At 74.0% G+C, this 24,843-nt stretch carries 24 protein-coding genes; 6 read left to right on the top strand and 18 right to left on the bottom strand.

Going from position 1 to position 24,843, the window contains the following annotated elements; genetic code table 11:
* Window positions 1-5: 5 nt before the first annotated feature.
* The gene (locus ACGFX4_RS03525) at window positions 6-569 is read right to left on the bottom strand and encodes an EF-hand domain-containing protein (protein WP_393069872.1); all 564 of its coding nucleotides are present in this window, start codon (window positions 567-569) and stop codon (window positions 6-8) included.
* Between the two features lie 58 nt (window positions 570-627).
* The gene (locus ACGFX4_RS03520) at window positions 628-1,569 is read right to left on the bottom strand and encodes a GNAT family N-acetyltransferase (protein WP_393069870.1); all 942 of its coding nucleotides are present in this window, start codon (window positions 1,567-1,569) and stop codon (window positions 628-630) included.
* 166 nt (window positions 1,570-1,735) lie between these two features.
* Between ACGFX4_RS03520 and ACGFX4_RS03515 the strand changes: the two genes are divergently transcribed.
* Window positions 1,736-3,007: a GNAT family N-acetyltransferase gene (locus ACGFX4_RS03515; RefSeq protein ID WP_393069869.1), complete on the top strand. Its 1,272-nt coding sequence runs from the start codon at window positions 1,736-1,738 to the stop codon at window positions 3,005-3,007.
* 44 nt (window positions 3,008-3,051) lie between these two features.
* Here the strand turns inward: ACGFX4_RS03515 and ACGFX4_RS03510 are convergent, their stop codons facing one another.
* Complete coding sequence (locus tag ACGFX4_RS03510; protein ID WP_393069867.1) at window positions 3,052-4,269, bottom strand: C40 family peptidase; 1,218 nt, start codon at window positions 4,267-4,269, stop codon at window positions 3,052-3,054.
* 222 nt (window positions 4,270-4,491) lie between these two features.
* Here ACGFX4_RS03510 and ACGFX4_RS03505 point away from each other — a divergent pair, with 222 nt between their 5' ends.
* The 3 genes from ACGFX4_RS03505 to ACGFX4_RS03495 are packed head-to-tail and all read left to right on the top strand — an operon-like array spanning window position 4,492 to window position 6,561.
* Complete coding sequence (locus tag ACGFX4_RS03505) at window positions 4,492-5,055, top strand: GNAT family N-acetyltransferase (protein ID WP_393069865.1); 564 nt, start codon at window positions 4,492-4,494, stop codon at window positions 5,053-5,055.
* A 5-nt stretch (window positions 5,056-5,060) separates the two neighbouring features.
* Window positions 5,061-5,435: a hypothetical protein gene (locus ACGFX4_RS03500; protein WP_393069864.1), complete on the top strand. Its 375-nt coding sequence runs from the start codon at window positions 5,061-5,063 to the stop codon at window positions 5,433-5,435.
* 37 nt (window positions 5,436-5,472) lie between these two features.
* Window positions 5,473-6,561, top strand: coding sequence for a hypothetical protein (locus ACGFX4_RS03495; protein ID WP_393069863.1), 1,089 nt, complete (start codon window positions 5,473-5,475; stop codon window positions 6,559-6,561).
* Here ACGFX4_RS03495 and ACGFX4_RS03490 read toward each other — a convergent pair.
* Entirely contained in the window at window positions 6,558-7,151 is a 594-nt protein-coding gene (locus tag ACGFX4_RS03490; protein ID WP_393069861.1) for a DUF2867 domain-containing protein, read from the bottom strand. The two genes, ACGFX4_RS03495 and ACGFX4_RS03490, sit on opposite strands and share 4 nt — an antisense overlap.
* A 141-nt stretch (window positions 7,152-7,292) precedes the next feature.
* Here ACGFX4_RS03490 and ACGFX4_RS03485 point away from each other — a divergent pair, with 141 nt between their 5' ends.
* Window positions 7,293-7,817 (top strand): TetR/AcrR family transcriptional regulator, encoded by a 525-nt coding sequence (locus ACGFX4_RS03485; RefSeq protein WP_393070271.1) that lies wholly within the window; start codon window positions 7,293-7,295, stop codon window positions 7,815-7,817.
* Window positions 7,818-7,823: 6 nt separating this feature from the next.
* Here the strand turns inward: ACGFX4_RS03485 and ACGFX4_RS03480 are convergent, their stop codons facing one another.
* The 9 genes from ACGFX4_RS03480 to ACGFX4_RS03440 all read right to left on the bottom strand — a co-directional run bounded on the left by ACGFX4_RS03480 (window position 7,824) and on the right by ACGFX4_RS03440 (window position 19,581).
* Window positions 7,824-8,705, bottom strand: coding sequence for a Gfo/Idh/MocA family protein (locus ACGFX4_RS03480; RefSeq protein WP_393069860.1), 882 nt, complete (start codon window positions 8,703-8,705; stop codon window positions 7,824-7,826).
* A 3-nt stretch (window positions 8,706-8,708) separates the two neighbouring features.
* The gene (locus tag ACGFX4_RS03475) at window positions 8,709-9,377 is read right to left on the bottom strand and encodes an O-methyltransferase (protein WP_393069858.1); all 669 of its coding nucleotides are present in this window, start codon (window positions 9,375-9,377) and stop codon (window positions 8,709-8,711) included.
* Window positions 9,378-9,462: 85 nt separating this feature from the next.
* Complete coding sequence (locus ACGFX4_RS03470) at window positions 9,463-10,152, bottom strand: DedA family protein (protein ID WP_393070269.1); 690 nt, start codon at window positions 10,150-10,152, stop codon at window positions 9,463-9,465.
* Between the two features lie 116 nt (window positions 10,153-10,268).
* Entirely contained in the window at window positions 10,269-11,216 is a 948-nt protein-coding gene (locus tag ACGFX4_RS03465; protein WP_393069857.1) for an LLM class flavin-dependent oxidoreductase, read from the bottom strand.
* A gap of 11 nt (window positions 11,217-11,227) precedes the next feature.
* Entirely contained in the window at window positions 11,228-13,975 is a 2,748-nt protein-coding gene (gene lanM, locus ACGFX4_RS03460) for a type 2 lanthipeptide synthetase LanM (RefSeq protein ID WP_393069855.1), read from the bottom strand.
* Window positions 13,972-16,128, bottom strand: coding sequence for a peptidase domain-containing ABC transporter (locus ACGFX4_RS03455; RefSeq protein ID WP_393069853.1), 2,157 nt, complete (start codon window positions 16,126-16,128; stop codon window positions 13,972-13,974). Before ACGFX4_RS03455 ends, lanM begins: the two co-directional genes overlap by 4 nt.
* Window positions 16,125-19,082 carry a type 2 lanthipeptide synthetase LanM family protein gene (locus tag ACGFX4_RS03450; protein WP_393069852.1) on the bottom strand — a complete coding sequence of 986 codons (2,958 nt, stop codon included), beginning with the start codon at window positions 19,080-19,082 and terminating at the stop codon, window positions 16,125-16,127. Before ACGFX4_RS03450 ends, ACGFX4_RS03455 begins: the two co-directional genes overlap by 4 nt.
* Window positions 19,083-19,199: 117 nt before the next feature.
* A complete protein-coding gene (locus ACGFX4_RS03445; protein WP_345700836.1) occupies window positions 19,200-19,364 on the bottom strand; it encodes a class II lanthipeptide, LchA2/BrtA2 family in 165 nt (54 codons plus the stop codon).
* A 49-nt stretch (window positions 19,365-19,413) separates the two neighbouring features.
* Window positions 19,414-19,581 (bottom strand): plantaricin C family lantibiotic, encoded by a 168-nt coding sequence (locus ACGFX4_RS03440; protein ID WP_345700835.1) that lies wholly within the window; start codon window positions 19,579-19,581, stop codon window positions 19,414-19,416.
* 236 nt (window positions 19,582-19,817) lie between these two features.
* Between ACGFX4_RS03440 and ACGFX4_RS03435 the strand changes: the two genes are divergently transcribed.
* Complete coding sequence (locus ACGFX4_RS03435) at window positions 19,818-20,003, top strand: hypothetical protein (protein WP_393069850.1); 186 nt, start codon at window positions 19,818-19,820, stop codon at window positions 20,001-20,003.
* A gap of 61 nt (window positions 20,004-20,064) precedes the next feature.
* Here ACGFX4_RS03435 and ACGFX4_RS03430 read toward each other — a convergent pair whose 3' ends face one another.
* From ACGFX4_RS03430 to ACGFX4_RS03410, 5 genes are all read right to left on the bottom strand, one after another.
* The gene (locus tag ACGFX4_RS03430) at window positions 20,065-20,841 is read right to left on the bottom strand and encodes an ABC transporter permease (protein WP_393069848.1); all 777 of its coding nucleotides are present in this window, start codon (window positions 20,839-20,841) and stop codon (window positions 20,065-20,067) included.
* Window positions 20,841-21,761 (bottom strand): ATP-binding cassette domain-containing protein, encoded by a 921-nt coding sequence (locus ACGFX4_RS03425; protein ID WP_393069846.1) that lies wholly within the window; start codon window positions 21,759-21,761, stop codon window positions 20,841-20,843. The genes ACGFX4_RS03430 and ACGFX4_RS03425 overlap by 1 nt, the downstream gene beginning before the upstream one ends.
* Before the next feature lie 31 nt (window positions 21,762-21,792).
* Window positions 21,793-22,095: a transcriptional regulator gene (locus tag ACGFX4_RS03420; protein WP_393069845.1), complete on the bottom strand. Its 303-nt coding sequence runs from the start codon at window positions 22,093-22,095 to the stop codon at window positions 21,793-21,795.
* Window positions 22,085-22,558: a hypothetical protein gene (locus ACGFX4_RS03415; protein ID WP_393069844.1), complete on the bottom strand. Its 474-nt coding sequence runs from the start codon at window positions 22,556-22,558 to the stop codon at window positions 22,085-22,087. The genes ACGFX4_RS03420 and ACGFX4_RS03415 overlap by 11 nt, the downstream gene beginning before the upstream one ends.
* Before the next feature lie 142 nt (window positions 22,559-22,700).
* Window positions 22,701-24,671 carry a hypothetical protein gene (locus ACGFX4_RS03410; protein ID WP_393069843.1) on the bottom strand — a complete coding sequence of 657 codons (1,971 nt, stop codon included), beginning with the start codon at window positions 24,669-24,671 and terminating at the stop codon, window positions 22,701-22,703.
* Between the last annotated feature and the right edge of the window lie 172 nt (window positions 24,672-24,843).

Here is a 24,843-nt window from a genome sequence, read left to right as displayed (position 1 = left end):
CGGCGCTACCGCGCGGTCGTCGGGCGGCCGGTCCACCAGTTGCCGGGGGCGTCGGGGTCGGTGCTGGTCCAGTACTCGAGGATGGCGGTGACGAACTCCTCGCGGGAGAGCGCGCCGTCGCCGTCCCGGTCCAGGTGCCGGAACGCCTCGTCCGCCGCCGCGCGCTCCAGCAGCGGGAAGTGGCCGCGCTGGAAGACGAAGAACTCGTCGGCGTCCACCACGCCGTTGCCGTCGGTGTCCGCGATGGCGAGGAAGGTCTCGGCGAGCCCTCCGAGCGCCGCGCGGGCGACCTCGGGGCGGTCGGCGAGCGAGCCGGTGGAGCGCAGGAACACCTCCCGGGTGACGGCGTCCGCGCCGGGCGGCAGGTGCGGCAGGTGCACCTCCCGCCAGATCCCCAGGTACGCGTCGACCACCTTCCGCTCCTCGGCCGAGCCCTCCGGGTGGCCCAGCGAGCGGGCCATCGCGGTGCCCATCTCCCGGTGGTCCGCCTCGGTGAGCCGCCCGTCGCCGTCCGCGTCCAACTGGTCGAACCCCCGGGAGATCTTCGCCCGCAACAGATCCAGCCCCACGACCGCCGTCCTCTCGCCGCTCCGCCGCCACCGGCGGTCCGTCTCTACCGACGGTCCGTCATACCACGGCCGGTACGGGCAGGGTGAGCTCCCAGGTGTCGACGGCGAAGTCGACCGCCATGCCGTGCCGCCGGTAGAGCGCGGGCGCGCCGCTGCGGTTGGCGGTGTCGACGCCGAGGCCGACCCGGTCGCGGCCGCGCGCGGCGTACTGGGCGAAGAACCAGCGCAGCAGGTGCCCGCCGACGCCCCGGCCGCGGGCGTCCGCGAGGACGCCGAGCTGGGAGGCCCAGCCGCACGCCGCCCGGTCGTCGCGGGTGCGCAGCACCGCGACGTCGCCGCGGTCGGCGAGGGTGGCGATCCAGGTGAGCGTCCAGTCGGCGTGGGCGCCGTCGATGTCCGCCAGCCACTGCTCGTAGCCGCGCGGCTGGAAGTCGAAGTGCTCGGCGAAGGACTCCTGGAGCAGCCGGTGCGCGGTCCGCCGGTCGGCCTCGGTACGGCACGCGCGCAGGGTGAGGCCGGGCACGGGGGCCGGCACCGGGTCGCCGGCCGGGTCGACGGCGCGGGTGAGCGCGTGGTGGCGGCGGACCGCCTGCCAGCCGCGGCCCTTCATCGCGGCGGTGTCCACGGTGGGCGCGCTGTTCAGCAGCAGGTGCAGGACGGCCCGGTCGGCGCCGTTGGCGGCGGCGCGTTCGACCGCGCGGGCCTCCATCAGCTCGAACAGGCGCAGCGCTCCGGCCTGCTGCTCGGGCAGCACGTACTGGTCGAGGTCGAGCCGCCCGCCGCCGGACGGGTCGCGCAGCAGGCCGTAGCCGACCGGGCGGCCGTCGCCGCCGATCAGCAGCCAGGAGTCGCGGGCGAGGTCCACGTCGGGGTGGCTCAGGTCGGCGACGACCTCGTGCAGCTCGGTCTCGGCGCGGCCGATCTCCAGCAGGTCGACCTGGTTGAGGAGGTCGCAGATCGCCTCGGCGTCGTCGACGGTGGCCGGGCGTACGGTGCTCACGGGTTCGCTCCTTCGGGTAAGGGGTCGCTGAGGGGTCGCTACCGGGACAGCGTGCCCGGGGTCGCGTGCAATCCGCGTGCAAGGCGTTCACGCGCCCTGCGAGACTGGACGCCGGGATCTCGGGGATCTCGGAGATCTCGGGGAGCGACGGGAAGGCGGTGGCACGGTGGCCGGCGGGTCGTGGGAGCTGGACGTGCTCGGGCCGCTGCGGGTGCGCTCCGCGGGCCGTCCGCTGCCGCTCGGCGGGGCGCGCCAGCGCGCGGTGCTGGCCGCGCTGCTGCTCGCGGCGGGCCGGACGGTCCCGCTCGCCGACCTGGTCGACGCGGTCTGGGACGGGCGCGAGCCCGCCAGCGCGGTGAACACCCTGCAGAGCTACGTCTCCCGGCTGCGCGGCCTGCTCGCCGACGCGAGTCCGCCCCACGAGCCCGGTGCCCCCGAACTGCTGGCCGAGCCGGGCGGAGGCTACCGCCTCGCGGTGGACCCCGAGCAGGTGGACGCCCTGCGCTTCGAGCGCCTGCTCGGCGAGGGCCGCGCCCGGCTGGCGGAGGGTGACGCCGAGGGTGCCCGCGGCCCGCTCGCCGCCGCCCTGCGGCTGTGGCGCGGCCCGGCACTGGGCGGGGAGGCGGTCTCCGTACGGCTGCGCTGGCAGTGCGAGCGGCTGGAGGAGCTGCGGCTGGCCGCGGTCGAGGCGGCTGCCGAGGCGGCCCTGCTGCTCGGGCGCCCGCAGGCCGCGCTCTCCCTCCTGCGGCAGCCCGCCGCCGAGCACCCGCTGCGCGAGGCGCCGCTCGCCCTGCTGCTCCGGGCCCTGCACGCGTCCGGCCGCTCGGCGGAGGCCCTGGCGCTGTACGGCCGCACCCGCGTCCGCCTGGCCGAGGAGCTGGGCATGGACCCCGGTCCGGCGCTGGTCGCCGCGCACCACGCCGTCCTCACCGGTGAGACCGCCCCGCCGGCCGCACCCCGGCGCCGGCATCGGCACCGGCCGTTCGTCCCGGTCGACTTCGCCGTGCCGCAGGGCCTGCTCACCGCCCGCTTCGAGCTGCGCCCGATCACCATCCGGGACGTCCCGCAGGACCACGCCCTGGTGATGGCCTCCCGCGACCGCCTCTGGGAGCGGTTCGGCGACTCCTGGCAGTGGCCGCCACCGAGCCTCAGCGAGGAGCAGGACCTCATCCAGCTCGCCTGGCACCAGCAGGAGTTCACCCGCCGCACCTCCTTCGCCTACGCGCTCACCGCCCCCGGCGACGGCCGCCAGCTCGGCTGCGTCTACCTCGACCCGGTCACCGAGGGCACCGCCGACGCCGAACTGGCCTACTGGACGGCGGACGGCCACGGCCCCGCGCTGGAGCGCGAGCTGGCCGCCGAACTGGACCGCTGGCTGTCCGCCCGCTGGCCCTGGCACACCGTCACCCGGCCGCGACACCACGAACCGGCCCGCTGACGCGGGTGGTCCTCCCGCGGATCAGCGGGAGGACCACCCACCTCTCAGCAGTCCGGAATGGTCACGCCGTTGTTGTCCTTGGCCACGTCGTTGCCCCACCGCGACAGGTAGTACGCCGACACCCACTGACCGCCCGGACCCACGTCCGGATCCGTCTTCAGCCACCAGTGGTTGAAGCTCCCACCACTGGAGATCTCCCGGCCCCAGGCCTTGCAGAACACGTAGTTGGTGCCCTGGTACAGCGTCCCGGTCGCCGCCGTACTGGTCGGCGAACCGTAGACCGAGGCGTTGGCGAAGGTGTCCACCCAGTACTTGCCGGTGGCGGGCGGGGCGCCGCCCCCTGCGCAGTCGGGGACGGTCACGCCGTTGTTGTCCTTGGCCACGTCGTTGCCCCACCGCGACAGGTAGTACGCCGACACCCACTGACCACCCGGACCCACGTCCGGATCCGTCTTCAACCACCAGTGGTTGAAGCTCCCACCACTGGAGATCTCCCGGCCCCAGGCCTTGCAGAACACGTAGTTGGTGCCCTGGTACAGCGTCCCGGTCGCCGCCGTACTGGTCGGCGAACCGTAGACCGAGGCGTTGGCGAAGGTGTCCACCCAGTACTGGCCCGGCGTGGACGGCGGCGGCGTGGTGCCGCCGCCACCGGGGCCGTACAGGCGGATGGATCCGTAGTAGTCGCCGTGCGAGTACAGCGTGGCGACCTGGACGTGGCCGCCGGAGTACGGGGCCTCCGCGATGTACCCCTGGCCGAGGTAGATCGCGACGTGGTGGATGGTCGATGCGGTGTCGCCGTAGAACACCAGGTCGCCGGGGAGCAGCGGCGCCGTCCCGTCGCCGCGGTAGTAGCGGGCGACGGCCCGTGAGGACGGCCACTGGGTGCGGGTGGTGCCGTTGATCACGTCGCTGCCGACGGCGAGGTAGTACGCGTAGCGGACCATGCCGGAGCAGTCGAGTCCGCGCACGTTGCAGTCGTTGGGCGCGCCGTTGGACGCGTCGCAGATGCCGTACGTGAGGCCGGGCGTGGCGCCGTGGCCGCCGCCCCAGGAGTAGGGGGTGCCGATCAGGCCGCAGGCGGAGCGGACGGCGGCCTCGGCCTGCGGGGCGGCGCCGGAGGAGAGGACGGCGCAGGCGGGGGCGGCCTGGGCCTGCTGGACACCGGCGAAGAAGACCGCGAACGAGGCGAGCACCGAGAGCACCGCGGCGCACCGCAGCGGCCGAACCAGCCAGCGGGGAAGGAGGTTTACGCGCGTAGTCATGGGACCGTCCGAAGGTGTCGGAGACGGGAAAGCGGATTGGCGGGCATCCTTCCGGTCCGCCGGCGGAGCGGTCAATGGGTCTGACGCACACCTGACAGATTCCTGCACGGGCGGCCGACGACACGTCAGCTGCCGTTCCACGGACCGAAACTGCGTGGACGCCCCACCGAGACCCCGCCTAGCCTGCGGCGAAACCCCGGACCGCCGAGGAGGACCCGCCCCATGCCGGCGACGCCGCAGTTCCGCCCCGCCCGCCCCGAGGACGCCGAGCAGGTGGCGCTGCTGCACACCGACAGCTGGCGCCGCCACTACCGCGGCGCGTACGCCGACGCATACTTGGACGGCGACATCCTCTCCGACCGCCGCACGGTCTGGTCCGCACGGCTGGCCGCCCCGGCCGGCACGGTGACGCTGCTCGCCGAGGATCCGCCGGGGTCGCTGCTCGGCTTCGTCCACCTGGTGCCGGACGAGGACGCGGTGCACGGCAGCCTGGTCGACAACCTGCACGTCGTCCACGGCCGCCACCGCTCCGGCCTCGGCAGGGCACTGCTCACCCGCGCCGCCGCCGCGGCCGCCGAGCGGGCCGCCGGGCCCGCCCTGTACCTGTGGGTGCTGGAGCCGAACATCGCGGCCCAGGCGTTCTACCGGTCCCTCGGCGGCAGGGTCGCGGAACGCGTCGCGGTGTCCCCGCCCGGCGGCGTGCCGGGGCGGCTCGCCGGCACCCCGTACAAGCTCCGCCTGGTGTGGCCGGACGCCGCCGCGCTGGCCGCCCAGCGGCTAACGTGAGCCGGATGACCGACGCCTACGAGCTGACGCTGTCCGTCCGCCTCCCCGCCACCACCCCCGAGCACCGGCTGGCCGCCCTCCGCGGCCACCTCGGGGATCCCGGCTCCCTGGCCACGCTCGACGCCGCACCGTCCTCCCCCGCGCTGCTCGACTGCGCGGGCGAGCTCACCGAGGTGCCCGACGGCTGGGTGCTGACGGCCCATCGGAGCGTCCGCGCCGAGGAGTTCGGGCCGCTCGGGGAGCTGCTGGCGGAGCTCGCCGGGCTGACCGGGATCGAGGGCCCGGTGGTGCTGGGCCAGCTCCGTTCGCCGGCGAGCGAGGTCGCCGAGCCGCTGCTGACCCGCCGGGGCACGGTGGTCTGGCCGGTCGGAGCCGCCTGACCTCGGCCCTCGCACCGGGACACGACACAATGGCGCCATGAGCGTGATCTTCACCCTGGCCGGGCTCGCCCTGTTCGGCATCACCATCGCGGGCATCCTGCGCACCCTGGTGGTGCCGCGCGGGCTGTACTCGGCGCTGGTGTTCCGGATCTGGTCGCTGCTGCGCGGCGGGCTGCGGCTGGCGACGACGCCGTTCGGCGGCGGGTACCCGGCGATCGACCGGGCGCAGACCTGGCTGGCGCCGCTGATCCTGGTCGGCATGCTGACCACCTGGCTGGGCGGGATGCTGCTGGCGTACACGCTGCTGCTGCACGGCACCTCGGACCTCAGCTGGTCGGTGTCCTTCCGGGAGGCCGGGTCGAGCCTGTTCACGCTGGGCTTCGCGAGCGGCGACCGGCTGCACCTGTCGGTGATCGACTTCATGGCGGCGGCCACCGGCCCGCTGATCATCGCGTTGCTGATCGCCTACCTGCCGACGCTGTACGGCGCGTACAACCGGCGGGAGTTGGAGGTCACCCTGCTGCAGTCCCGGGCCGGCGAGCCGGCCTGGGGGCCGGAGCTGCTGGCCCGGCAGTCGCTGGTGTCGACCGAGACCGCGCTGCCGGAGCTGTACCGGGACTGGGAGCGACTGGCGGCGGACCTCGGCGAGAGCCACTCCAACTACCCGGTGCTGATCTCCTTCCGCTCCCCGCAGCCGCACCGCAGCTGGGTGGTCGGCCTGACCGCGGTGCTGGACGCGGCCGCGATGCAGCTGGCCCTCGACCCGCGCACGGCCCCGCCGGAGGCCCGGCTGGTGCTGCGGGCCGGCTTCACCGCGCTGCGCGACATCGCCCGGACGCTGCGCATCGACTTCGACCCGGACCCGGACCCGGACGGCCCGATCCGGCTGAGCTTCCACGAGTTCGACGCGGCGGTGGCGATGGTGGTGGCCAGCGGCTTCCGCAAGGAGCGGACCGCCGAGGAGGCGTGGCCGCACTTCCGGGGCTGGCGGGTCAACTACGAGGCGCTGGTGTACGAGCTGGCCCGCCGCAGCGACGCGGTGCCGGCCCTGTGGACCGGCGCCCGCGACTTCCCGTCCGTCCCGATCCCGCCCCGCCGCCCCGCGGACCGCCGACCGAAGCCCTAACCCCGACCGCGCCCCCGCTCCCGCCAGGCCTGCTCCCACTGCCGGGTCAGCGCGGGGTAGACGACCAGGTACCGGAACGGGGCGATCAGCGCCATGTACAGCCGGCCGAGCCGCCCGTTGGACTTGACCAGGACGGCCATCCGCAGCTCGTACCCGCCGGCGTCGGCCGGCGCCCAGCCGAGGTGCATCACCGCGTGGACCGTCCGGTTGGCGATCTCGGCGGCGGACTCCGTCGGCAGCAGGTACACCGGACTGAACGGCGTGCCGTCGGAGGCGACGCCCTCGGTGGTGCGGCGCAGCTCCTCGGGGATCCGCTCGCGCAGCGACCGGACCCGGGCGCCGAGGCCGGCCCGGTCGTCGTCCCAGCCGAGCAGCGCGCCGAGCTTCCACCGCACCGCGAACAGGAAGCGCGCGGCGGGCGTCTGCCGGCCGAAGCCGCCGTCGGAGCGCATCGCGTCGAGCATCACCGGGAAGTCCTCGGGCCCGGCGCCGGGGGTGCGGAAGGACCAGACGTCCTCGACCCGGAAGTCGCGGGTGTACTCGTGGATCCGCCAGGGCTGCGCGGTGTAGGCCGTGCGGGCACGTTTCATGACTGCCTCCCCCATGTATACGCTTGCGTACAGAACCAGGCTAGACCCATGTATACGGTGGCGTACACCGGCCCGCCGGGCGGCGGGAGGAAGGCAGGAGGGGCCGTGGCAGCGGCAGCGCGCACCCCGCGCGAGCGGTGGGTGGAGGAGGGCCTGCGGGCCCTGGCCGACGGCGGGCCGGACGCGGTGCGCGTCGAGGCGCTCGCGAAGCGGATCGGCGTCACCAAGGGCGGCTTCTACGGGTACTTCGCCGACCGCGACGCCCTGCTCACCGAGGTGCTGGACGCCTGGGAGCGGGAGAGCGTCGACGAGGTGGTCGCGCAGGTGGAGCGCGAGGGCGGCGACCCGCGGACCCGGGCGACCCGGGCGGGCTCGCTGACCTTCTCCGAGCGGCTGCTGCCGGTCGACCTGGCGGTGCGCGACTGGGCGCGGCGGGACGCCGGGGTGGCGGAGCGGCTGCGCCGGGTCGACAACCGGCGGATGGCGCTGCTGCGCGAGGCGATCGGCGGCTTCTGCGCCGACCCGGACGAGGTGGAGGCCCGCGCGCTGATCGCCTTCTGCGTGGCGATCGGCCACCACTGGCTGGCCGCCGACCACCCGGGCCGCACCCGTCCGCAGGTGCTGGCCCGGGCGGGCGACCTGGTCTTCGAACGCCCCTCGGACTGATCCCCGCTACGCGGTCAGCGCCTGCTCGGCCTCGGCGAGGAGTTCGACCACCCGCAGCCCGAAGGCGGCGTCGCACGGGTGCGCCGGGCCGCCGTCGGCGGCGGTGAGCAGCGCGTCCACGGCCCGGCCGAAGGCCGCTGTCGGGTGCTCGCCGCGCCCCGGCATGGCGCTCACGCCGCCGGCGCCGCGCAGCTCGAAGGCGACGCCGTCGACGGCGGCCTCGGGCGGGGCGGTGAGGCTGAGGGTGACGGTGCTGGAGGCGCCGCCGGCGTGCCGCAGCACCAGGTGGACGGTGTCCCCGGGCCCGGGCGCGGCGGTCAGCTTCTCGACGTCGCCGAGGACCGGCAGCAGGACGGACAGGGCGTGCGGGCCGACGTCCCACAGCGCGCCCTTCTCCCGCCGCCAGGCGGAGGCGGCGTACGGGCTGTCGGTGGTGAAGACCGCGCCGATCCACTCGCAGCGGGCGGTGAACCAGTCCTCGCGCGCGGCCTGCTCGGCCAGCCAGGGCGCCTGCTCGCCGCCGAAGCGGACGGTGAAGAAGACCACCGAGGCGAGGCCGCGCTTCTCCACCGCGCCGGCGACCGCGGCCGCGTCGGCGACGGTCACCGCGACCGGCTTGTCGAGCAGCAGGTGGCGCCCGGCCTCGGCGGCCTGCACCGCGTACCGCGCCTGGACCTCGGGCGGCAGGGCGATGGAGACCGCGTCCACGTCGGCGAGCAGCTCCTCGACGCTCCCGTACGCGCGCACGCCGTGCGCCTCGGCGAGTTCGCGGGCGGCCTCGGGGCGGCGCCCCCAGACGCCGGCGAACTCCACGCCGGGGTGTGCGGCGAGGGCGGGGGCGTGCACGAAGCCCGCCCAGGGGCCGGTGCCGAGCAGTCCTATGCGCACGGGTCAGCCCTCCACGCGGATCAGGGTGAAGCCGTCGTAGCCCTTGGTGCCGACGGTCTGGACGGAGGTGGCGCTGACCCGCGGCTCGGCGGCGATCAGGTCGTGCATGTGCCGGGTGCCGACGATCGCCGGGTCGGTGCTGTCGGCGTCGGCGACCGCGCCGCCGCGCACCACGTTGTCGACGACGATCAGCGAGCCGGGGCGGGTGAGCTCCAGGGCGCGCTGGTAGTACAGCGGGTTGCTGGGCTTGTCGGCGTCGATGAAGACCAGGTCGAAGGGCTCGCCGCCCTCCTTGACCAGCTGCTCCAGGCTGTCGGCGGCGCGGCCGACCCGGACCTCGACGGTGTCGGCGAAGCCGGCGTGCGCCAGGTTGGCGGTGGCGACGGCGGCGTGCGCCGGGTCGAGCTCCAGGGTGATCAGCCGGCCGTCCTCGGGCAGCGCGCGGGCCAGCCAGATCGCGCTGTACCCGCCGAGGGTGCCGACCTCCAGGATCCGCCGGGCGCCGGCGGTGCGGGCCAGCAGGTGGAGCAGCTTGCCCTGGTTCGGGGCGACGTTGATGTGCGGCAGCCCGGCGGCGTCGGCCGCGGCGAGGGCTGCTTCGAGCGGCTCGTCGTGGCCGATCAGCACCTCGCTGAAGTACTCGTCGACCGCTGTCCACTGCTGCTGGCTCACCGCTGCCTCCAGGGCTGGCTCCGTGTGCGCTCCGTCGACCCCCGACCCTAGCCGACGGGCGATCACGGCCGGCGGCGACAGCCCGTCAGTCGGCGGGCTGCTCGACGGGCTGGGCGGGCTGCATCGGCGGCACCGGCTCGCCGCTCGGGCCGCCGGACTGCTCGGGGTGCGCGGCCCGGGACTTGGCGGCGCGGCGCTTGAGGACCAGCGCGGAGCCGGCACCGAACACCACGGCCGCGCCGAGGCCGATGTAGGAGGCGCCCTTGAGGTACTCCTCGGCGACCTTGCCGACCTGGTACACCAGCAGCGTGGTGCCGCCGGCCCAGACCACGCCGCCGAGCACGTTGGCGATCAGGAAACGCCAGTACGGCATCTTCAGGGTGCCGGCCAGCGGCCCGGCGAAGATCCGCAGCAGGGCGATGAAGCGGCCGAAGAAGACCGCCCACATGCCCCACTTGTCGAAGGCCCGCTCGGCGGTCGCCAGGTGTTCGGGCCCGAAGTGCTTGGGGAAGCGCCGTCCGAGCTTCTCGAACAGCGGCCGGCCGCCCTTGCGGCCGATGGCGTAGCCGATGGTGTCGCCGATGATCGCGCCGGCGATGGCGCACAGGGCGACGCCCCAGGGGCTGACGACGCCCTGGGCGGCGAGCAGGGAGGCGGTGACGAGGGCGATCTCGCCGGGCAGCGGGATGCCGAGGCTCTCCAGGCCGATGATCAGTCCGATGAGCGCGTACACCGAGGTCGGTGGGACGCTCTCGATCCACTGGTCGAGGTGCAGCAAGGCGGAGTACCTCCGTCGGGAAGGGCGGGTGGGGCCAGACTAACCGCTCTCACCACCTACCCGACCGCCCCAGTTCCGCCGGTCCGAAAGATCGTCCTCGGGGTGTACGGCGGCTACACCTCCGTGAGGATGTCCTCCAGGTCCTGGGCCGCCGCCCGGGCGCCGAGGGTGGCGGCCACGCCGACGACGTTGAGCACCACCTCCTCCACCCCGGCGTCGGCGAAGCGGCGCAGCGCGTCCCGCACGTCCTTGGCCGTGCCGTACGGGAACAGTCCGGCGTCGATCAGCTTGCGGGCGTCGGAGCGCTCGCCGGTGACCCGGATCCCGGCCTGCCGCAGGGTGTCCTGGTAGTGCGGCGCCTGGAGGTGCATGCCGCAGGTGGCGAAGGCGAGCTCCTCGGCGTCCCGGCCGTCCCGGGCGAGCGCGCAGGGCACGATGGCGGTGACCGGGACGGGTTCGCGGCCGGCGGCGGCGCTGCCCTTGCGCACGGCGGGCACCAGGACGTCGCGCAGGTGGTCGGGCGGGCAGAGCCAGGCGACCGCGTCGTCGGCGATCTCCCCGGCGAGCTCGGCCATCCTGGGCCGCAGCACGCCGAGGCCGATCCGGACGTCGGCGGAGCGGATCGGCACCATCCGGGCGGTGGTCGGGTAGTACGCGCCCTCGCTCTCCACGAACTCGCCGTTGACCAGCGCGCGGACCGTCGTGACGTACTCCCGCACGGCGGTCAGCGGGCTGCGGTAGGGCCGCCCGAGGATGCCGCGCTGGTAGTCCACCGCGCCGGGCCCGTACGCGGCGAGCACCTGCTGCCCGGTGGTCAGGGCGGTGCTGCGGGCCTCCATCGCGGCGTGGTACGGGGAGCGCAGCGGCGTCAGGTTCACGCCGAAGCCGCTGGGCACCCGGATGCCGATGCCCGCCAGCCAGCTGACCAGCTGGTGGTTGTCGATGACCTGGGACTGGCCCTGCCAGAACCGCGCGGCGCGGGTCCAGCGGACCAGGTTGGCGAACGGGACGGCCTGTTCCGGCCGGACCGCGGTGATCGGCAGCACGATCGAGTGGCGCACGGTCGGGTCTCCTAACAGGTCAGGGCGGCCGGGATCCCGTGGACGAGGCCCTCGGGGTCGAGCAGCATCAGGTCGGTGTCGGCGACGCCGGACCAGCCGAGCAGGTAGCCGATCAGCGAGGTCCGGCCGGCGGCGCCGGTGTAGTGGCCGTGCTTCCGGGCCAGTTCGATCACCCGGCCCTGGTGGGCGAGGGCCTGCTCGGCGAGCGTGCGCTCGCCGGTGAGCGCGGCGGCGGCCAGCAGCGACTGCACGACGCCGCTGCTGCCGTGGCAGACCGAGAGTTCCACCGGCCCGTCCGGGAGCTCGGTGGCCGCGGCGACCAGCGCGGCCAGCGGGCCGCGGGTCAGCCAGTCGGTGCGTCCGGCGGCCCGGCAGATCTCGGCGGCGGCCAGCAGTACCCCGGCGGCGCCCTTGCACCAGCCGGTGACCGCGGACCGGTGGCCGGGCAGTCGCTCGGCCAGCCAGTCGAAGGCCTCCCGGGCCGCGGCGGGCTCGTCGAGCACCCGGCCGGCCCGGGCGCGGGCCCACCACAGGCCGAGCTCGCCGTGGGCCAGTTCCATCGGGGCGCCGCTGGGCCGTGCGCGGTCGGGGGCGAAGGCGAGGCGGCGGACGGCGTCCAGGTGCGCCCGGTCGACCGGCAGGCCGCGCTCGGCGCGGGAGAGCAGCACCATCAGGACGCCGGCCGGGCCGTTGGCCACGTCGGCCTCCAGCTTCTCGCCGCGCTGCTCCAGTTCGTGGACCAGGGCGTCCAGCCAGGCCCGGTCGACGGCGTGCGGGCGGGCCAGCAGCAGGGACGCGAGGCCGGAGAACACCGATTCGGGGATGGTGGCGAGGGTGTGCGGGTAGTCCGCGACCAGTGCGGCCAGGCCGCGGTCGGAGGCCTCGCGCAGCTCGGCGAACCGCGCGCCGCGGCGGGCGGCGGTGCGGTACAGCCGGGCGATGCCGCCCATGTCGTGGAAGGCGATGTGGTTGCCGGGGGTGACGGTGGCCGCGCCCCGGTCGGGGCCGATGCTGCCGAGCCAGCCCGCCTGCGGGCCGTCGGGCGTGTCGATCCGTACGGCGAGGTCGGCGATCACCTCGGCGATCCGCGGGCCCCAGGCGCCGGGGGCGGCCATGGTCAGGGGCGCGCCGTGGAAGACGCCGTGCGCGGACAGGCCCTCCGGGGTGCCGGTCAGGTCGCCGAGGCACTCCTCGATCAGGAACTGGTGGTAGTGCTCGTGCCGGCCGGCCGCCATCCGCACGCCCCGGCGGGCGTTGTCGAGGGCCGACACGGTGAAGAAGTCCTCGATGTCCCCGGTGTGCGCGGCGAGCCCGGTGGAGTTGCCGCGGGTCAGGAAGTACGGGATGTTCCCGCCGTCCAGCGACTCGGCCTCGGCCCGGCGCAGCCAGGCGGCCTGCCGGCTCTCCAGCTTCCGCGGGAAGCGGTGCAGGTGGCCGTGGAGCCGGTCGGTCTCGGCCTGGGAGACCAGGTACTTGGGGTGGGTGGAGGCGTCCAGGTAGCGGGCGTACACCTCGGTGGTGCGCAGCACGCAGCGCACCGGCAGCTCGGGGTGGCGGGCCAGGACCTGCTCGGCGCCGCCGGAGCGCAGGAAGGCCAGCGCGTCGCGGTAGCCGGCCATCAGGTCCGGGACGTGCGCGGTGATCGGCAGGGCGGTGTCGCCGAGCCGGGGCACGTTGAGGCGGTGGCTGTAGCTGATGCCGCCCCACTCGACGCGGACGGCGTCGGTGCCGGCGTCGACCACCTGGGGCTTGCGCATGTTCGACTGCTGCTCGCCGAGCACGCCGGCGCCGGAGACCATCACGTCGATCACGGCGCCCGGGTTGACCACCGGGAGCAGCATGGTGGAGGTGACCGAGTTCTTCATGTGGTTGATCAGGGTGTTGGACAGGGTGTCGTTGTCCACGCCGGCGTCGGCCCGCACCAGGGTCTCGGTGTCGATCAGACAGGGGTGCTCGCCGTGCGCCAGCAGGTTCTCGTCGTGCAGGTCGGTGGCGCCGATCGCGCTGAGCAGGCAGGTGAGCGCGCCGAAGCGGTAGAAGTAGCGGGCGGGCTGGTCGGGTGCGCGCATCGGCTCGGGTGCGGTGAAGAGCTGCCAGCCGTGGCCGTCGGCGGTGACCGAGTCGGGGACGCAGCCGTCCATCGGGTGGGCGAGGTGGGGCTGGGCGGCGGCCAGCAGGTCGCGGGCGAAGTCGTCGGCGGTGAGCGGCCGCGGCTTGTACACCAGGCGCCGGCCGCCCTCGGTGGTGACGAACAGGACGCTGCGGTTGTCGTTGTGCGGGTCGGACCCGGCGGGCTCGACCGCCGCGATCCGCCCCGCCGCGGCCGGGCCGAGGGCGGCGGCCAGCAGGGCGCGGTCCTTGCGGTGGGCGGTGAACATCTCGCCGTACGCGGCGGCGGTGTTGCGGGTGACCGAGGCGAGGCGCCGGGCGAGCACGGGGTGGCGTTCCAGTACTTCGGCGTACCGCCGGTCGGCCGTCGGCTCGGCGGTGAAGGCGTCGAGGGCGGTGGCACCGTCCGGGTCGGGGGGCAGGCCCAGTGCCTCGCGGTGGCGGTGGAACTCGGCGATCAGCGTCCGGTAGGCGTGGCCCTCGACGGTGGACAGGGCCACCTCCCACAGCCGGTGGGCGACCGCGTCGCGGTGCTCGGCGGCCACGGCGTCCTCGAAGTCGGCGCCGAGCAGTTCGCGCAGCCGAGGCAGCGGCAGCGCCCGGGTGTAGAAGGGCAGGAAGGCCCGGATGGTGACGGCTGGCTCGGTCATGCTGTCCCGCCCGTGAGAGTGGTGGTGTCCGCGTCGGTGTACAGGGCGGCGTAGGCCGCCTGGTTGTCCATCAGTTCCTCGTGGGTGCCGTGCTCGACGACCCGGCCGCCGCTGAAGACGTAGATCCGGTCGGCGTGCCGGATGGTGGCCAGCCGGTGCGCGATGATCACCTGGGTGGCGCCGAGCTCCTCGATGATCTGCGCGACCCGGCGCTCGTTCAGGGTGTCCAGCGAGGCGGTCGCCTCGTCCATGACGATGATCCTGGGCCGCTGGAGCAGGACCCGGACGATGGCGAGCCGCTGGCGCTGGCCGCCGGAGAAGTTGGCGCCCAGTTCGGAGACCAGGGTCTTCAGGCCCATCGGCAGGTCGTCGATGAAGTCGAGGATGCCGACGGAGGCGCAGTACTCGCGGACGGTGGCCGGGTCGATGTCCTGACCGAGGGTCAGGTTCTCCAGGATGGTCCGGTTGTGCAGGTGGACCTCCTGCGGGATGTAGCCGATCTGGCGGCGCAGGAAGGTGCGGTCGTAGTCGTCCGCCGGGCGGCCGGCGAACTCGATCGCCCCGCCGGTCGGCCGGTGCAGCCCGCAGATCAGCCGGCCGAGGGTGGACTTGCCCGAGCCGGAGGCGCCGACCAGGGCGATCCGGGCCCCGGCGGGGATGTCCAGCGACACCTCCTTGACCACCGGGTCGCTGTGCCGGGTGTACCGGAAGCCGACCTCGCGCAGCCGGATCGAGGTGTCGGCGAGCACGGTGAGCCCGCCGCCGGCGGGCTCCGGCTCGTGGGTGGTGATGTCGCTGATCCGGGCCATGTAGCGGGAGGCCTCGGAGAACTCGGTGAACATCTGGAAGACCGAGCCGGACAGCGAGAAGTAGGTCGCGGACACCGACTGGACGGCGATCGCCGAGCCGAGCGTCACCTGCCCGCGGGAGACCAGGTAGAGGCTGGCGAGCAGCAGCACCAGCGGCCCGAACATCTGGGTGGTGCCGGCGAGTCCGGCGATCCAGCCCTGCTGCAGCCGCATCCGGGCGCGCATCGCGTCCAGCGAGGCCCGGTAGGTCTGCTCCCACTCGTCGGCGAACTGCTCGGCGTAGCCGCCCATCTTGATCGTCGGGATGGAGACGATCGCGTCCAGCTGGGTGGACTGGCTGCGGCCGACCTGGCTGATCTCCGCGTCGGTCACCTCCTTGACCCGGGTGCGGGTCAGCCACAGGTGCAGCGCGTTGGCCGCGAACAGCCCGGCGGCGACCAGCCCCAGCCGCCACTCGACGAAGAACAGGTAGCCGCCGATGCAGACCAGCGTGCCGACGTCGAGGACGCCCTGCGCGATCCGCGAGGAGAGCAGGTCGCGCACCGCGTTGACGGTGTTGAGCCGGAACAGCAGCTCGCCGGGCTGCCGGGTGGTGAAGAACTTGTACGGCAGCGCGAGCAGCCGGCGGAAGGTGTGCGCCATCAGGTGACGGCCCATCACCGAGATCAGCGAGGAGAGCACCACCACCCGCAGCAGCCACAGCAGCAGGTAGCCGGCGGCGGCCGCGCCGAGCGCCCCGATCACCACCGCGAGCCCGGCCGCGTCCTGCCAGTGCTCCTGCCGGTCGACCGCCCACTTGGTGAGTGCCGGGACGCCGAGCACGGCGCCGTACCCGCCGAGCGACAGCAGCGCCACCAGGGCCATCCGCGGCCGGGAGCTCTCGGCGAACAGCGGGACGGTGCGCCAGTCGCGGGTGGCCGGCAGGGTCTGCCGGCGGAACTCCGGGCCGGGCTCGGGGGCGATCACCACGTCGCTGAAGCCGCGCTCCAGTTCGGCGCGGGTCAGCCGGCGCCGGCCGACCGCCGGGTCCATCACGGTCGCGGTGCGGCCGTCGAAGCGCTCCAGGACGACGAAGTGGTACTCCTCCCAGTAGAGGATCACCGGGGTGGTGAAGCCCTTCAGCGCGTCGATGTGCCGGGCCCGGAACATCTTGGTCCGCATGCCGCGGGAGCGCAGGAAGTCGGCGAGCTGCTTGGCGCCGAGCCCGTCCCGGCCGGCCTCCAGGTCCTGCCGGACGGTGACGAAGTCCTCGGTGCGCCCCCAGTGGCGCATGATCGCGATGCAGCAGCACAGGCCGCACTCGGTCTGGGTGACCTGGGTGACCGTGGGGACCCGGCGGGTCATCGGGCACCCCCGCCGGTCAGCGCGAGCGGCGAGGTCCGCAGCTCCGGCGCGAGCCGGTTGACCAGGTGCAGCAGCACGCCCGAGGTGCCGACCATGACACTGTTGGTGTGCGCGTAGCGGCTGTGCCGGTCGGCGAGCTTGCGCTCGAAGACCTCGGCGCGCAGCCAGTCCCGCTCGACCCCCGCCAGCCGGCCGGCCAGCTCCCGGTCGCCGCGGGCGGCGGCGATGCCGGTGAGCACGTCGTGGTTGCCCAGGTCGCCGTGGCACCAGGTGAGGTTGCGGCCGAAGCCGACCCGCAGCGTGTTGGCCACCGCCTGCTCCAGCCGCCGCTCCCGGTCGGGCGCGCCGGGGTGCGCGGCCAGCGCCAGCGCGATGCCGGCCGAGCCGTGGCACCAGCCGGTGGAGAACCGGTCCGGGGTCGCGGTGTTGGAGAACCAGTCGCCCACCGCGGGGTCGTGGAACGCCTCCAGGCGCTCCAGCAGCAGGCCGGTCGCGGCCCCGACCCGCCCGGCCGCCTCCTCGCCCGCCGGGGCGCGCAGCACGCCCAGCGCGTGCAGGATCCCGGCGACGCCGTGCGCGAACCCGGACTGCCCGGCCCACGCCGGGTCGGGCCGCTCGACGGCCGCGCACAGCCGCCCGACCAGCCCGGGCAGCGCGGCGGCGGCGTGCGGGCCGCCGACCGCGGCGACCACCCGCGCGGTGCCGGCCAGACCGCCGATCACGTCGGCCGGCCCGCCGTCGGCGGGGAGCTGGGCGAGCACCAGCGGCAGCGCCTCCTGCGCGGCCTTGGTCCAGGCGGGTTCGTCCAGCAGCTCCCCGGCCGCGTGCAGGGCGAACAGCAGGCCGGTCATCCCGGTGTACGCGCCGGGGCCGGTCTGCTCGACGCTGCGCTGCTCGTAGCGCTGGGAGGCGAGGATGTCGGCGCTGGTGGAGAAGATCTGCCGGGCGACGTCGGCGTACCGCTCCTCGCCGAGCAGCCGGCCGGCCGCGGCGAGCGCGAGGGCCGGGCCGCTGCGCCCGGTGTACAGGTCGTACCCGAGCACCCCGCACGGCCAGGGGCGCTGCGCGGCGGCCGAGGCCAGCGGGCCGATCCAGGTGCGCGGCAGGTGGGCGAACTTGTCGGGCAGGCTGGTGGCCACCAGCTCGTCGGCGATCCGGCGGGCCAGCCCGCGCAGGTCCCGCTGCTCGGCGGGCGCCCGGTGGGCGCTCCAGGCGGCGGCGCCGCTCAGGTGGTTGTCGGGGAAGCGGGCGCAGAAGGTCGAGTAGAGCAGCGTCAGCTGGCGCTCCACCGCGACCTCGTCCAGGGCGGCCGCCTTGGCCAGCGCCCGGTCCAGCGGCGAGGCGTCGAGCCGGGCGCCGGTGTCCGTGCCGTCGGCGTCGGACAGCGCGGTGCCGGTCGCCTCGGCGGTGAAGTAGGGGACGTCGCGTTCGGCGAGCTGGCGCAGTTCGGCCGCGACGATGCCGCGGTCGCTGGTCTTGGAGGCGATCGCGATCCGCTTGAGCAGCGCGAGGTTGGTCGCCGGGTCGGCCATCGCGGCGGCCGAGGCCGTCATCCGCAGGGTCTGCGCGTACAGCGCCGTCGGATTGTGGACGTAGCGCACCCGCAGCGTCGCGGCGACCTCCCGCAGCATCGCGGCCCAGCCGTCCGGGTCGCGCCGCACCGCGTCGGTGACGGCGGTGAACCCCTCGGCCATCGCGTCGGCGAGGCGCAGGATCTGCTGCTCGTCGGCGGCGGGGACGACGGTGCCGCGCGGCTCGGCGGGCTGGGCCCGCAGGACCATCCGGACCCGGTCGGTGAACGGCTCCTCGAAGGTCAGCCCCTTGAACGGCGCGGTGCCCTGGTTGTCGCCGCCGAGGAACCCGAGGTCGACGTGGCCGGCGTCGCCGTCCTTCCCGGCGAGCACCAGCGGCAGGATGCCGACGCCGTACAGCGAGCGGGCGATGGTGTCGTACGCGTTGCCCTCGGCCTCCGGCCGGGCGCCGGCGTGGACCCGGGCGGGGTGCAGCAGCGTCTCCAGGTCGACCGGGACGGGGCCGCGCCGGGTGGCGACGATGTTCTCGAAGTGCATGTCCCGGGCGTCCACCAGGTGCAGCAGCGCGCCGAGTTCGCCGCAGGCCCGCATGAAGCGCTCGGCGTCGTCCCGGACGTCCTCGGCCTCGACGAACTCGACGTACCCGTAGCCGGCCCGCACCAGGGTGCGGGCGGCCGGCAGCCGGGTGCCGGCGGTCCGGTTGACGTGGGCGGCGATCCGCTCGTACCCGGCCTCGCCGGAGACGTCGCGGGGCTTGAGGACCAGCCGGGCGCCGGAGGCGAAGGTGAGGACGCCGACGCTGCGGCCGTGCGCGTGGCTGTCGCCGTCACTGCGGCCGATCGAGGCGACCGGGTCGTCGGCGGCGATGCCGAAGTGCTCGGCGAGCGCCGCGCGGTCCGCGGTCAGCCGTTCGCACTGCTCGGTGAAGGCGTCGACGGTGTTGCGGACGATGTGCGAGACCGCCGCGCCGAGCACCGGGAAGTCGGCGAGGGAGTCCTGCCAGGCCCCGGTGACGAAGCAGCGGTAGCGGTCCTGCGGGGTGTCTCCGGTCAGCCGGCCCTCGGCGGACGCCTTGTTGACGGCCGCGACCAGCGCGCGGGCGCAGGTGTCCTTCAGCCGCGCCTCGGCGCGGGCGAGGAGCTCCCGGGTGACCTGCTCGGGGTCGTGGAACAGCGCCGCGTACCGGCTCACCGGGTCCGGTGCGAGGACGCCGGCGGCGAGCGCGCGGACGATCCGCTGGAACGGGTACGCCTCGTCGGCACCGGTCCATGTGCGAACGGTCGGTGATAGACTGTCAGGTGGAGGGATGTGCGCGGCGGTGAGATACGGCAGCACGTCGCCGTCGAAGGCGGCGAGCGGCTCGATGGTCTCCTGGATTTCCGCGCTGTCGAACTCCGGATAAAAACTGTTGAGAGAATTCACCTGTTCTGTGCTCCGTCAGACGTGGGCGCGGAAGGGAAACAGTCCGCCGGTGGAGTGGGGATCATTGCGGGATCCCCACTCCACCGGCTTTCTCATGCCTGGATCACCGGGAGTGCGTCAGCACTTGCTGGTGCACTTGGTGGTGGGGCAGAAGGCGCTGCTGGCAGCGACCGTGATGGCGATGGAGCACGGAACGGTGGTGGTACCGCCGTGCGCGTCCTCCTCGCCCAGCTCGATCAGCTCCAGCTCGTCCCAGGCGCCCAGGAAATCCTGCTTCTCCATTGTCGAACTCCTCAGCCGAGTTGAATTCCGGACCTGCCGCACCGCAACGTCAGTTGCAGTTCGGCTGGCACTCCTTGGTCAGGGTGCACCAGCCACCCTTGTTGCCGAGCCAGTCGCTCAGCGAGAACGTGTTCGTGGTGCACGCGCCGTACGCGACACCGTCGAAGTCCTGCTCCGCGATCTCCTCGACAAGAGAAACGTCGCCGTCGAAAGCCATGGGAAATCACCTCCGATTCGAATCCCGAATTCCGTTTGACGCGCCTCGGTCAGGCCGCCGGAAATGAAGTTACATGCCGTTCACACTCGACACAACGGAAAGTGTCATGTGACGCCGATCACACAGCGGAATTCAATTGGTATTCGAGTTCCGCTCGAGTTCGCCGTGAATGGGTTCGCGCACGGGCGGGTAGAACTCCGGAGACCGCACCGTCGCGCACGAGGAGAAATGCGATCATGTTCGGCTTCGGAAAGAAGTCCAAGAACTCCGAGACCGCCGGGGGCTCCGAGCAGCAGGCCGACGAGGCCCGCCGCCGGCAGGAGGAGAAGGCCGCCCGCAAGGCCCGCCGGCGCGCCAAGTACGGCCCCGGCTCCGACGCGGAGACCACCGCCGTCGGCATCTCCGGCATCATCCACGGCTGACCGCACGCACGCGCAGGGGCCCGGGGAGCGAACTCCCCGGGCCCCTGCGGTCGTTCCGCGCTCAGGCGTCCCTGCGCCGCACCGCCGCGTACCCCGCGGCCACCGCCAGCGCCGTCCACACCGCGAGCACGCCCAGACCGCTCCAGGGGCCCAGCACGGTGTCCCCCGGCGGGTCGCGGTACAGCGCCAGCCCGCCCGCCACGTCCGGCAGGAACTGCGCCACCACCCGCACCCCGGGCAGGTTGCTGAGCATCGTGGAGACCGTGAAGAACAGCGGCAGCAGGACGCCCAGGGTCAGCGCCGAACTGCGCAGCACGCCCGCCAGGCCCATGCAGAACAGGCACAGCAGGGTGGCGTACAGCACCGCCCCGACCAGCGACCGCAGCACGCCGGTGTCCGCCGGGCCGGCCGTCGGCGCGCCGCCCGCGGTCGCCTGCGTGGTGAAGAACGCGACCGGCACCGCCACCGCCGACGCGGCCAGCGCGGCCGCCGCCCCGGTGGCGAGCTTGGCGGTGTAGAACACCTCGCGCCGGGGCACCGCCGCCAGCGAGCTGCGGATCGTCCCGGAGGCGTACTCGCTGGTGACGATCAGCACGCCGAACACCACCAGCGCGATCAGCCCCAGCCGCAGGCCGCTGTGGCCCGCGGAGATCGGGTCGAACGAGGCGGGCGCCGGCCGGTCGGCGTAACTGCGGCGCAGCAGCAGGCCGGTGAGCAGCCCCACCGCGACGCTCAGCAGGACGTACCAGACCAGGCTCCACCACAGCGAGCGCAGGGTGCGCACCTTGGTCCACTCGAAGGCCACGGCCGGCCTCAGCCGTTCCACGGTCGCCGCCATCACTCCGCCCCCTGCTGCCGCGCCCGGTACTCGACGGCACCGGCGGTGAACTCCATGAACGCCTCTTCCAGCGACACCGTCGCCGGGCTGATCCCGTAGACCACGACCTGGTGCTCGGCGGCCAGTTCGCCGACCGTCCGGACGTCCGCGCCGTGCACCTCGACGACGCTGCGCTCGGGCCCGTCCCGCAGCTCCAGGCCGCGCGCCGCCAGCACCTCGCGCAGCCGCTCCGGCTGCGGCGTGGTGACCACCACCCCGCCGCGGGAGCCCTGCGACACGAACTCCTCGACCGACATCTCCGCGAGCAGCCGGCCCCGGCCGATCACCACCAGGTGGCTCGCGGTCAGTGCCATCTCGCTCATCAGGTGGCTGGAGACCAGCACCGCCCGCCCCTCCTGGGCCAGGCCCTTCATCAACTGCCGGATCCACAGCACCCCTTCGGGGTCGAGCCCGTTGACCGGCTCGTCCAGCAGCAGCACCTGCGGATCGCCCAGCAGCGCGGCGGCGACGCCGAGCCGCTGGGCCATGCCGAGCGACAGGCCCTTGGCCCGCTGGTCCGCGACCGCCGCGAGGCCGACCAGCTCCAGCATCTCGTCGGCCCGGCGGTCGGGGATCCGGTTGCTGCGGGCCAGCCCCAGCAGGTGGGCCCGGACGGTGCGCCGCCCGTGCGCGGAGCGGGCGTCCAGCAGCGCGCCGACGGTCCGCAGCGGCGCGTCCAGGTCCTGGTAGCGCCGGCCGCCGATCAGCACCTGGCCCGAGCTGGGCCGGTCGAGGCCGATGACGGCGCGCATGGTGGTCGACTTCCCCGCGCCGTTGGGGCCGAGGAACCCGGTCACCCGGCCCGGTTCGACCCGGAAGCTGAGGTCGTCGACGGCCAGGGTCCGCCCGTAGTACTTGGTGAGTCGCTGTACCTCGATCACGTCTGCCCCCATCGTGTCGGTAACACGGCCATCACGCGCTGCCCGCTCTCGCCGCGGCGGCGATCCGCTCCAGGACGGCGGCGTGCCGCCGGAACGCCTCCCGGCCCTGCGGGGTGAGCCGGACCTGGGTCCGGCGCGCTCCCGGCGCGTTCTGCTTGCGGATCTCCACGTAGCCCTCGCCGGCCAGCGCGGCGAGCTGCTTGGACAGGGCCGAGTCGCTGGTGGCGACCGCGTCCCGGACGAATCCGAACTCGGCCCAGCCGGCCGGCGCGAGCAGGGCGACGATCGCCAGCCGCGCCGGGACGTGCAGGAACTCGTCGAAGTCACTGTCCATCGGTGCCCGGATCCGGCTCCGCGGGCGCCCGGCCCGGTACCGTCGCCGCGGCCCGCACCCGGCCCGCCGCCGCCAGGCCGGCCAGGCAGACCGCGGCGGCCGCGACCGCGTGCGGCGCCGGCACCCCGGCCGCGTCCGCCGCACCCGCCAGCAGCCGGAAGACGGCCACCAGGGCGACGCCCGCCGCCGAAGCCAGCACCGCCTGCCGCCCGCCGAGCGGCACCCGCACCGGGGCCCGGCGCAGACAGACCGTCAGCTGCACGGCCAGCAGGCCCACCGCGGGGAACAGCACGGCGCCGCCCCACGGGTTGGGCAGGTCGAAGGAGGCGAGGGAGATGAACAGGGCCACCGCCGCGACCAGCACGTTCGCCCCGGAGAACCCGTACCGCGTGGAGGCGGCGCGGGTCTGCCGGTGCCGGTACTGCAGGTCGTCGAGCGCGGCTCGAGCCTCGTCGGGTTTCATACGGCTGCCCGCCTTCCGCGGCGTCGGAGTCAACTTTCCTCTCAGGAAAGTAGCACGGACTTTCCCGACAGGAAAGAACCCCCGCCCGCCGAACAGATGTCCGGCGAACGGGGGTTGACGATGCGTCAGGCGCCTTTGACGATCAGCCGACGGTCACCGTGACCGTGGCGCCCGGGGCGACGGTGACGGTGGCGGAGCTGTACGCCACGCCGTGGTCGCTGCCGGCCACGGCGGGCCGCACCACGCCGTCCACCGTGACGGTGGCGTGCGCACCGGGGAAGCGGGCCTCCCAGGTGTACGCCCCGGTCGCCGAGTTGTTGGTGAGGGTGGTGCCGGTCGCGCCGTCCTGGCGCAGCGTGACGGTGTCCCCGCCGACCGGGATGTCGGCCACCTGCAGCCAGCCCATGCCGGCCGGCAGCCGGGAGACGGTGGTCAGCGCCCGGTTCGGCGCGTCGGGCGTCAGGCCCAGCAGGCCGGCCACGGTCTGGCCGACCAGGGTGAACGACACCTCCGGGTAGTCGCCGTTGGGGCCCTGCGCGGCGTTGATGTGCTGGGTGTCGCGCTGGTCGTAGACGTAGCCCATCCACTTCCACGCGGTGTCGGGCCGGCCGTTGGCGAAGAAGGTGTCGGGCAGGTAGGTGTACGCCTCGATGTTCCGCGGGCGGGCCGGACCCTGCGCCTGCTGGTCGATGTAGTCGAGGTAGGCGTCGTTGCGCGGCCCCGGGTCGATGATCTGCTTCATCGGCATGAACCAGCTGTTCTCCTTGCCCCAGCCGGTGAACACCCGGCCGTCGGTGGAGTAGCCGCGCACCATCTCCGCGCCCGAGCCGGCGCCGCTCCAGTCGTCGTTGAAGTACGCCTTCAACGCGGCCGCCCGGGCGTCGTACGCCTCGGCGACCGCGGTGTCACCGCGGCCGCGCGCCAGCGAGGCGACCGCCAGCAGCGCCTGGTACTGCGAGGCGATGCCGTCGCCCGCCTCCGCCAGGCTCTCGCCGCCCTGCTCGTCGTAGCTGGCGGTGCCCTGGAAGATCCCGCCGCCGGTGCCCTCCGCGACCGCGACGCCCGGGCCGTTGTCCTTGGCGCCGTTGTGCAGGTCGATGAACTCCTGGGTGGCGTGCCGGTAGAAGTCCCAGAGCGCCGGGTCCTCGACGTACGCGCGGTCGCCGCTCCACCGGTACGCCTGGTTGGCCTTCTCCACCAGCTCGAAGGTGGCCGGCACCTCCCGCACGAAGCTGCCGGAGTTCTGGTAGTCGATCGCCAGGTACGTGGTGGTGTCGAAGTTCAGCGCCCACACCGGGTAGTACTTGTGCGCCGCGGTCGCCGAAGCCGCGAAGGACCGCAGCATGGCGCGGTTCTCGGCGTTCAGGCCCAGCACCTGGGCGCCGACCAGCTGGTGCGTCATGTCGCGCGAGTAGTAGCCGCTGCGGTTGGCGTAGCCCGCCCAGTACGACGGCCCGTACGCGCCGGTGCCGCTGCCGGTCGTGCGGTTCTCGTCCACGTTGATCGCGCCGACGGTGCCGGGCAGCTGCACCCAGGAGTTGGCCTTGCGCTTCGCCCAGTCGAACATCTCGACGACCCTCGGGTCGGAGGAGGTCGCGACCGGGTCGGCCGGAGCCGCCGGGGAGACCATCACGTCGTCCGCGTTGACCCAGGCGTCACCGGACTCGAACGCGATCTCCAGCCGGTCGCCGCGCTCCACCGCGACCCGGCTCACCGTGTAGCGGGCGTACGCGGTGCGCGCCGGCAGGGCCACCGAGCCGGCCCCGACACCGTTCACCTTCACCGTGAACCGGCCGTTCGGACCGCCGGTGGCGATCCACGCGGAGATGTCGAAGCGCCCGGAGGCGGCCGCCGTGACGGTCTGACTGACCCGCTTCCCCGCACCCCCGTCCAGGTACGCCTGCCGGGCGCCGCCGTGCGGGTAGTTGGTGCCGACACCGGTGCCGGCGCTGAAGCTCCAGCCCTTGGTGCCCTTCTCGAACCCGGGGTTGGCGACGGTCAGCGGCACCACCCCCTTCGCCGGCGCGGCATGCGCGGCGGTGGCGGCGGTGTACGGCGCGAGCGGGACAAGCAGGGCGATCGCGGTGAGCAGCGGCAGGCGTGCGCGCCTCATGGGTTCTCCCGGACGTGAGGGTGACGGTGGGTGGACCGCGAGGGACGCTAACAGCGACGCTCGGGCGCCTGCAATGGATCGGTGGAATCTTTCTCACATTCATAGCTTTGAGTGTTGAAAACTTTCATCCACGCTCTGCAAGCAGCCTCCCCGAGTCCGTCACGCGTCGCCC

The sequence above is a fragment of the Kitasatospora sp. NPDC048365 genome (assembly GCF_043200835.1).
Classification (GTDB): domain Bacteria; phylum Actinomycetota; class Actinomycetes; order Streptomycetales; family Streptomycetaceae; genus Kitasatospora; species Kitasatospora terrestris.
Note: the sequence above shows the minus strand (reverse complement) of the source record. Positions and strands in the feature narration are given on the sequence as shown.

Bases quoted from the DNA above. Each gene is read 5' to 3' on its own strand.
- ACGFX4_RS03510 (WP_393069867.1), bottom strand. From the start codon at position 4,269: ATGACTACGCGCGTAAACCTCCTTCCCCGCTGGCTGGTTCGGCCGCTG.
- ACGFX4_RS03505 (WP_393069865.1), top strand. From the start codon at position 4,492: ATGCCGGCGACGCCGCAGTTCCGCCCCGCCCGCCCCGAGGACGCCGAG.
- ACGFX4_RS03500 (WP_393069864.1), top strand. From the start codon at position 5,061: ATGACCGACGCCTACGAGCTGACGCTGTCCGTCCGCCTCCCCGCCACC.
- ACGFX4_RS03495 (WP_393069863.1), top strand. From the start codon at position 5,473: ATGAGCGTGATCTTCACCCTGGCCGGGCTCGCCCTGTTCGGCATCACC.
- ACGFX4_RS03490 (WP_393069861.1), bottom strand. From the start codon at position 7,151: ATGAAACGTGCCCGCACGGCCTACACCGCGCAGCCCTGGCGGATCCAC.
- lanM (WP_393069855.1), bottom strand. From the start codon at position 13,975: ATGACCGAGCCAGCCGTCACCATCCGGGCCTTCCTGCCCTTCTACACC.
- ACGFX4_RS03455 (WP_393069853.1), bottom strand. From the start codon at position 16,128: ATGACCCGCCGGGTCCCCACGGTCACCCAGGTCACCCAGACCGAGTGC.
- ACGFX4_RS03445 (WP_345700836.1), bottom strand. From the start codon at position 19,364: ATGGAGAAGCAGGATTTCCTGGGCGCCTGGGACGAGCTGGAGCTGATC.
- ACGFX4_RS03440 (WP_345700835.1), bottom strand. From the start codon at position 19,581: ATGGCTTTCGACGGCGACGTTTCTCTTGTCGAGGAGATCGCGGAGCAG.
- ACGFX4_RS03435 (WP_393069850.1), top strand. From the start codon at position 19,818: ATGTTCGGCTTCGGAAAGAAGTCCAAGAACTCCGAGACCGCCGGGGGC.
- ACGFX4_RS03430 (WP_393069848.1), bottom strand. From the start codon at position 20,841: ATGGCGGCGACCGTGGAACGGCTGAGGCCGGCCGTGGCCTTCGAGTGG.
- ACGFX4_RS03420 (WP_393069845.1), bottom strand. From the start codon at position 22,095: ATGGACAGTGACTTCGACGAGTTCCTGCACGTCCCGGCGCGGCTGGCG.
- ACGFX4_RS03415 (WP_393069844.1), bottom strand. From the start codon at position 22,558: ATGAAACCCGACGAGGCTCGAGCCGCGCTCGACGACCTGCAGTACCGG.
- ACGFX4_RS03410 (WP_393069843.1), bottom strand. From the start codon at position 24,671: ATGAGGCGCGCACGCCTGCCGCTGCTCACCGCGATCGCCCTGCTTGTC.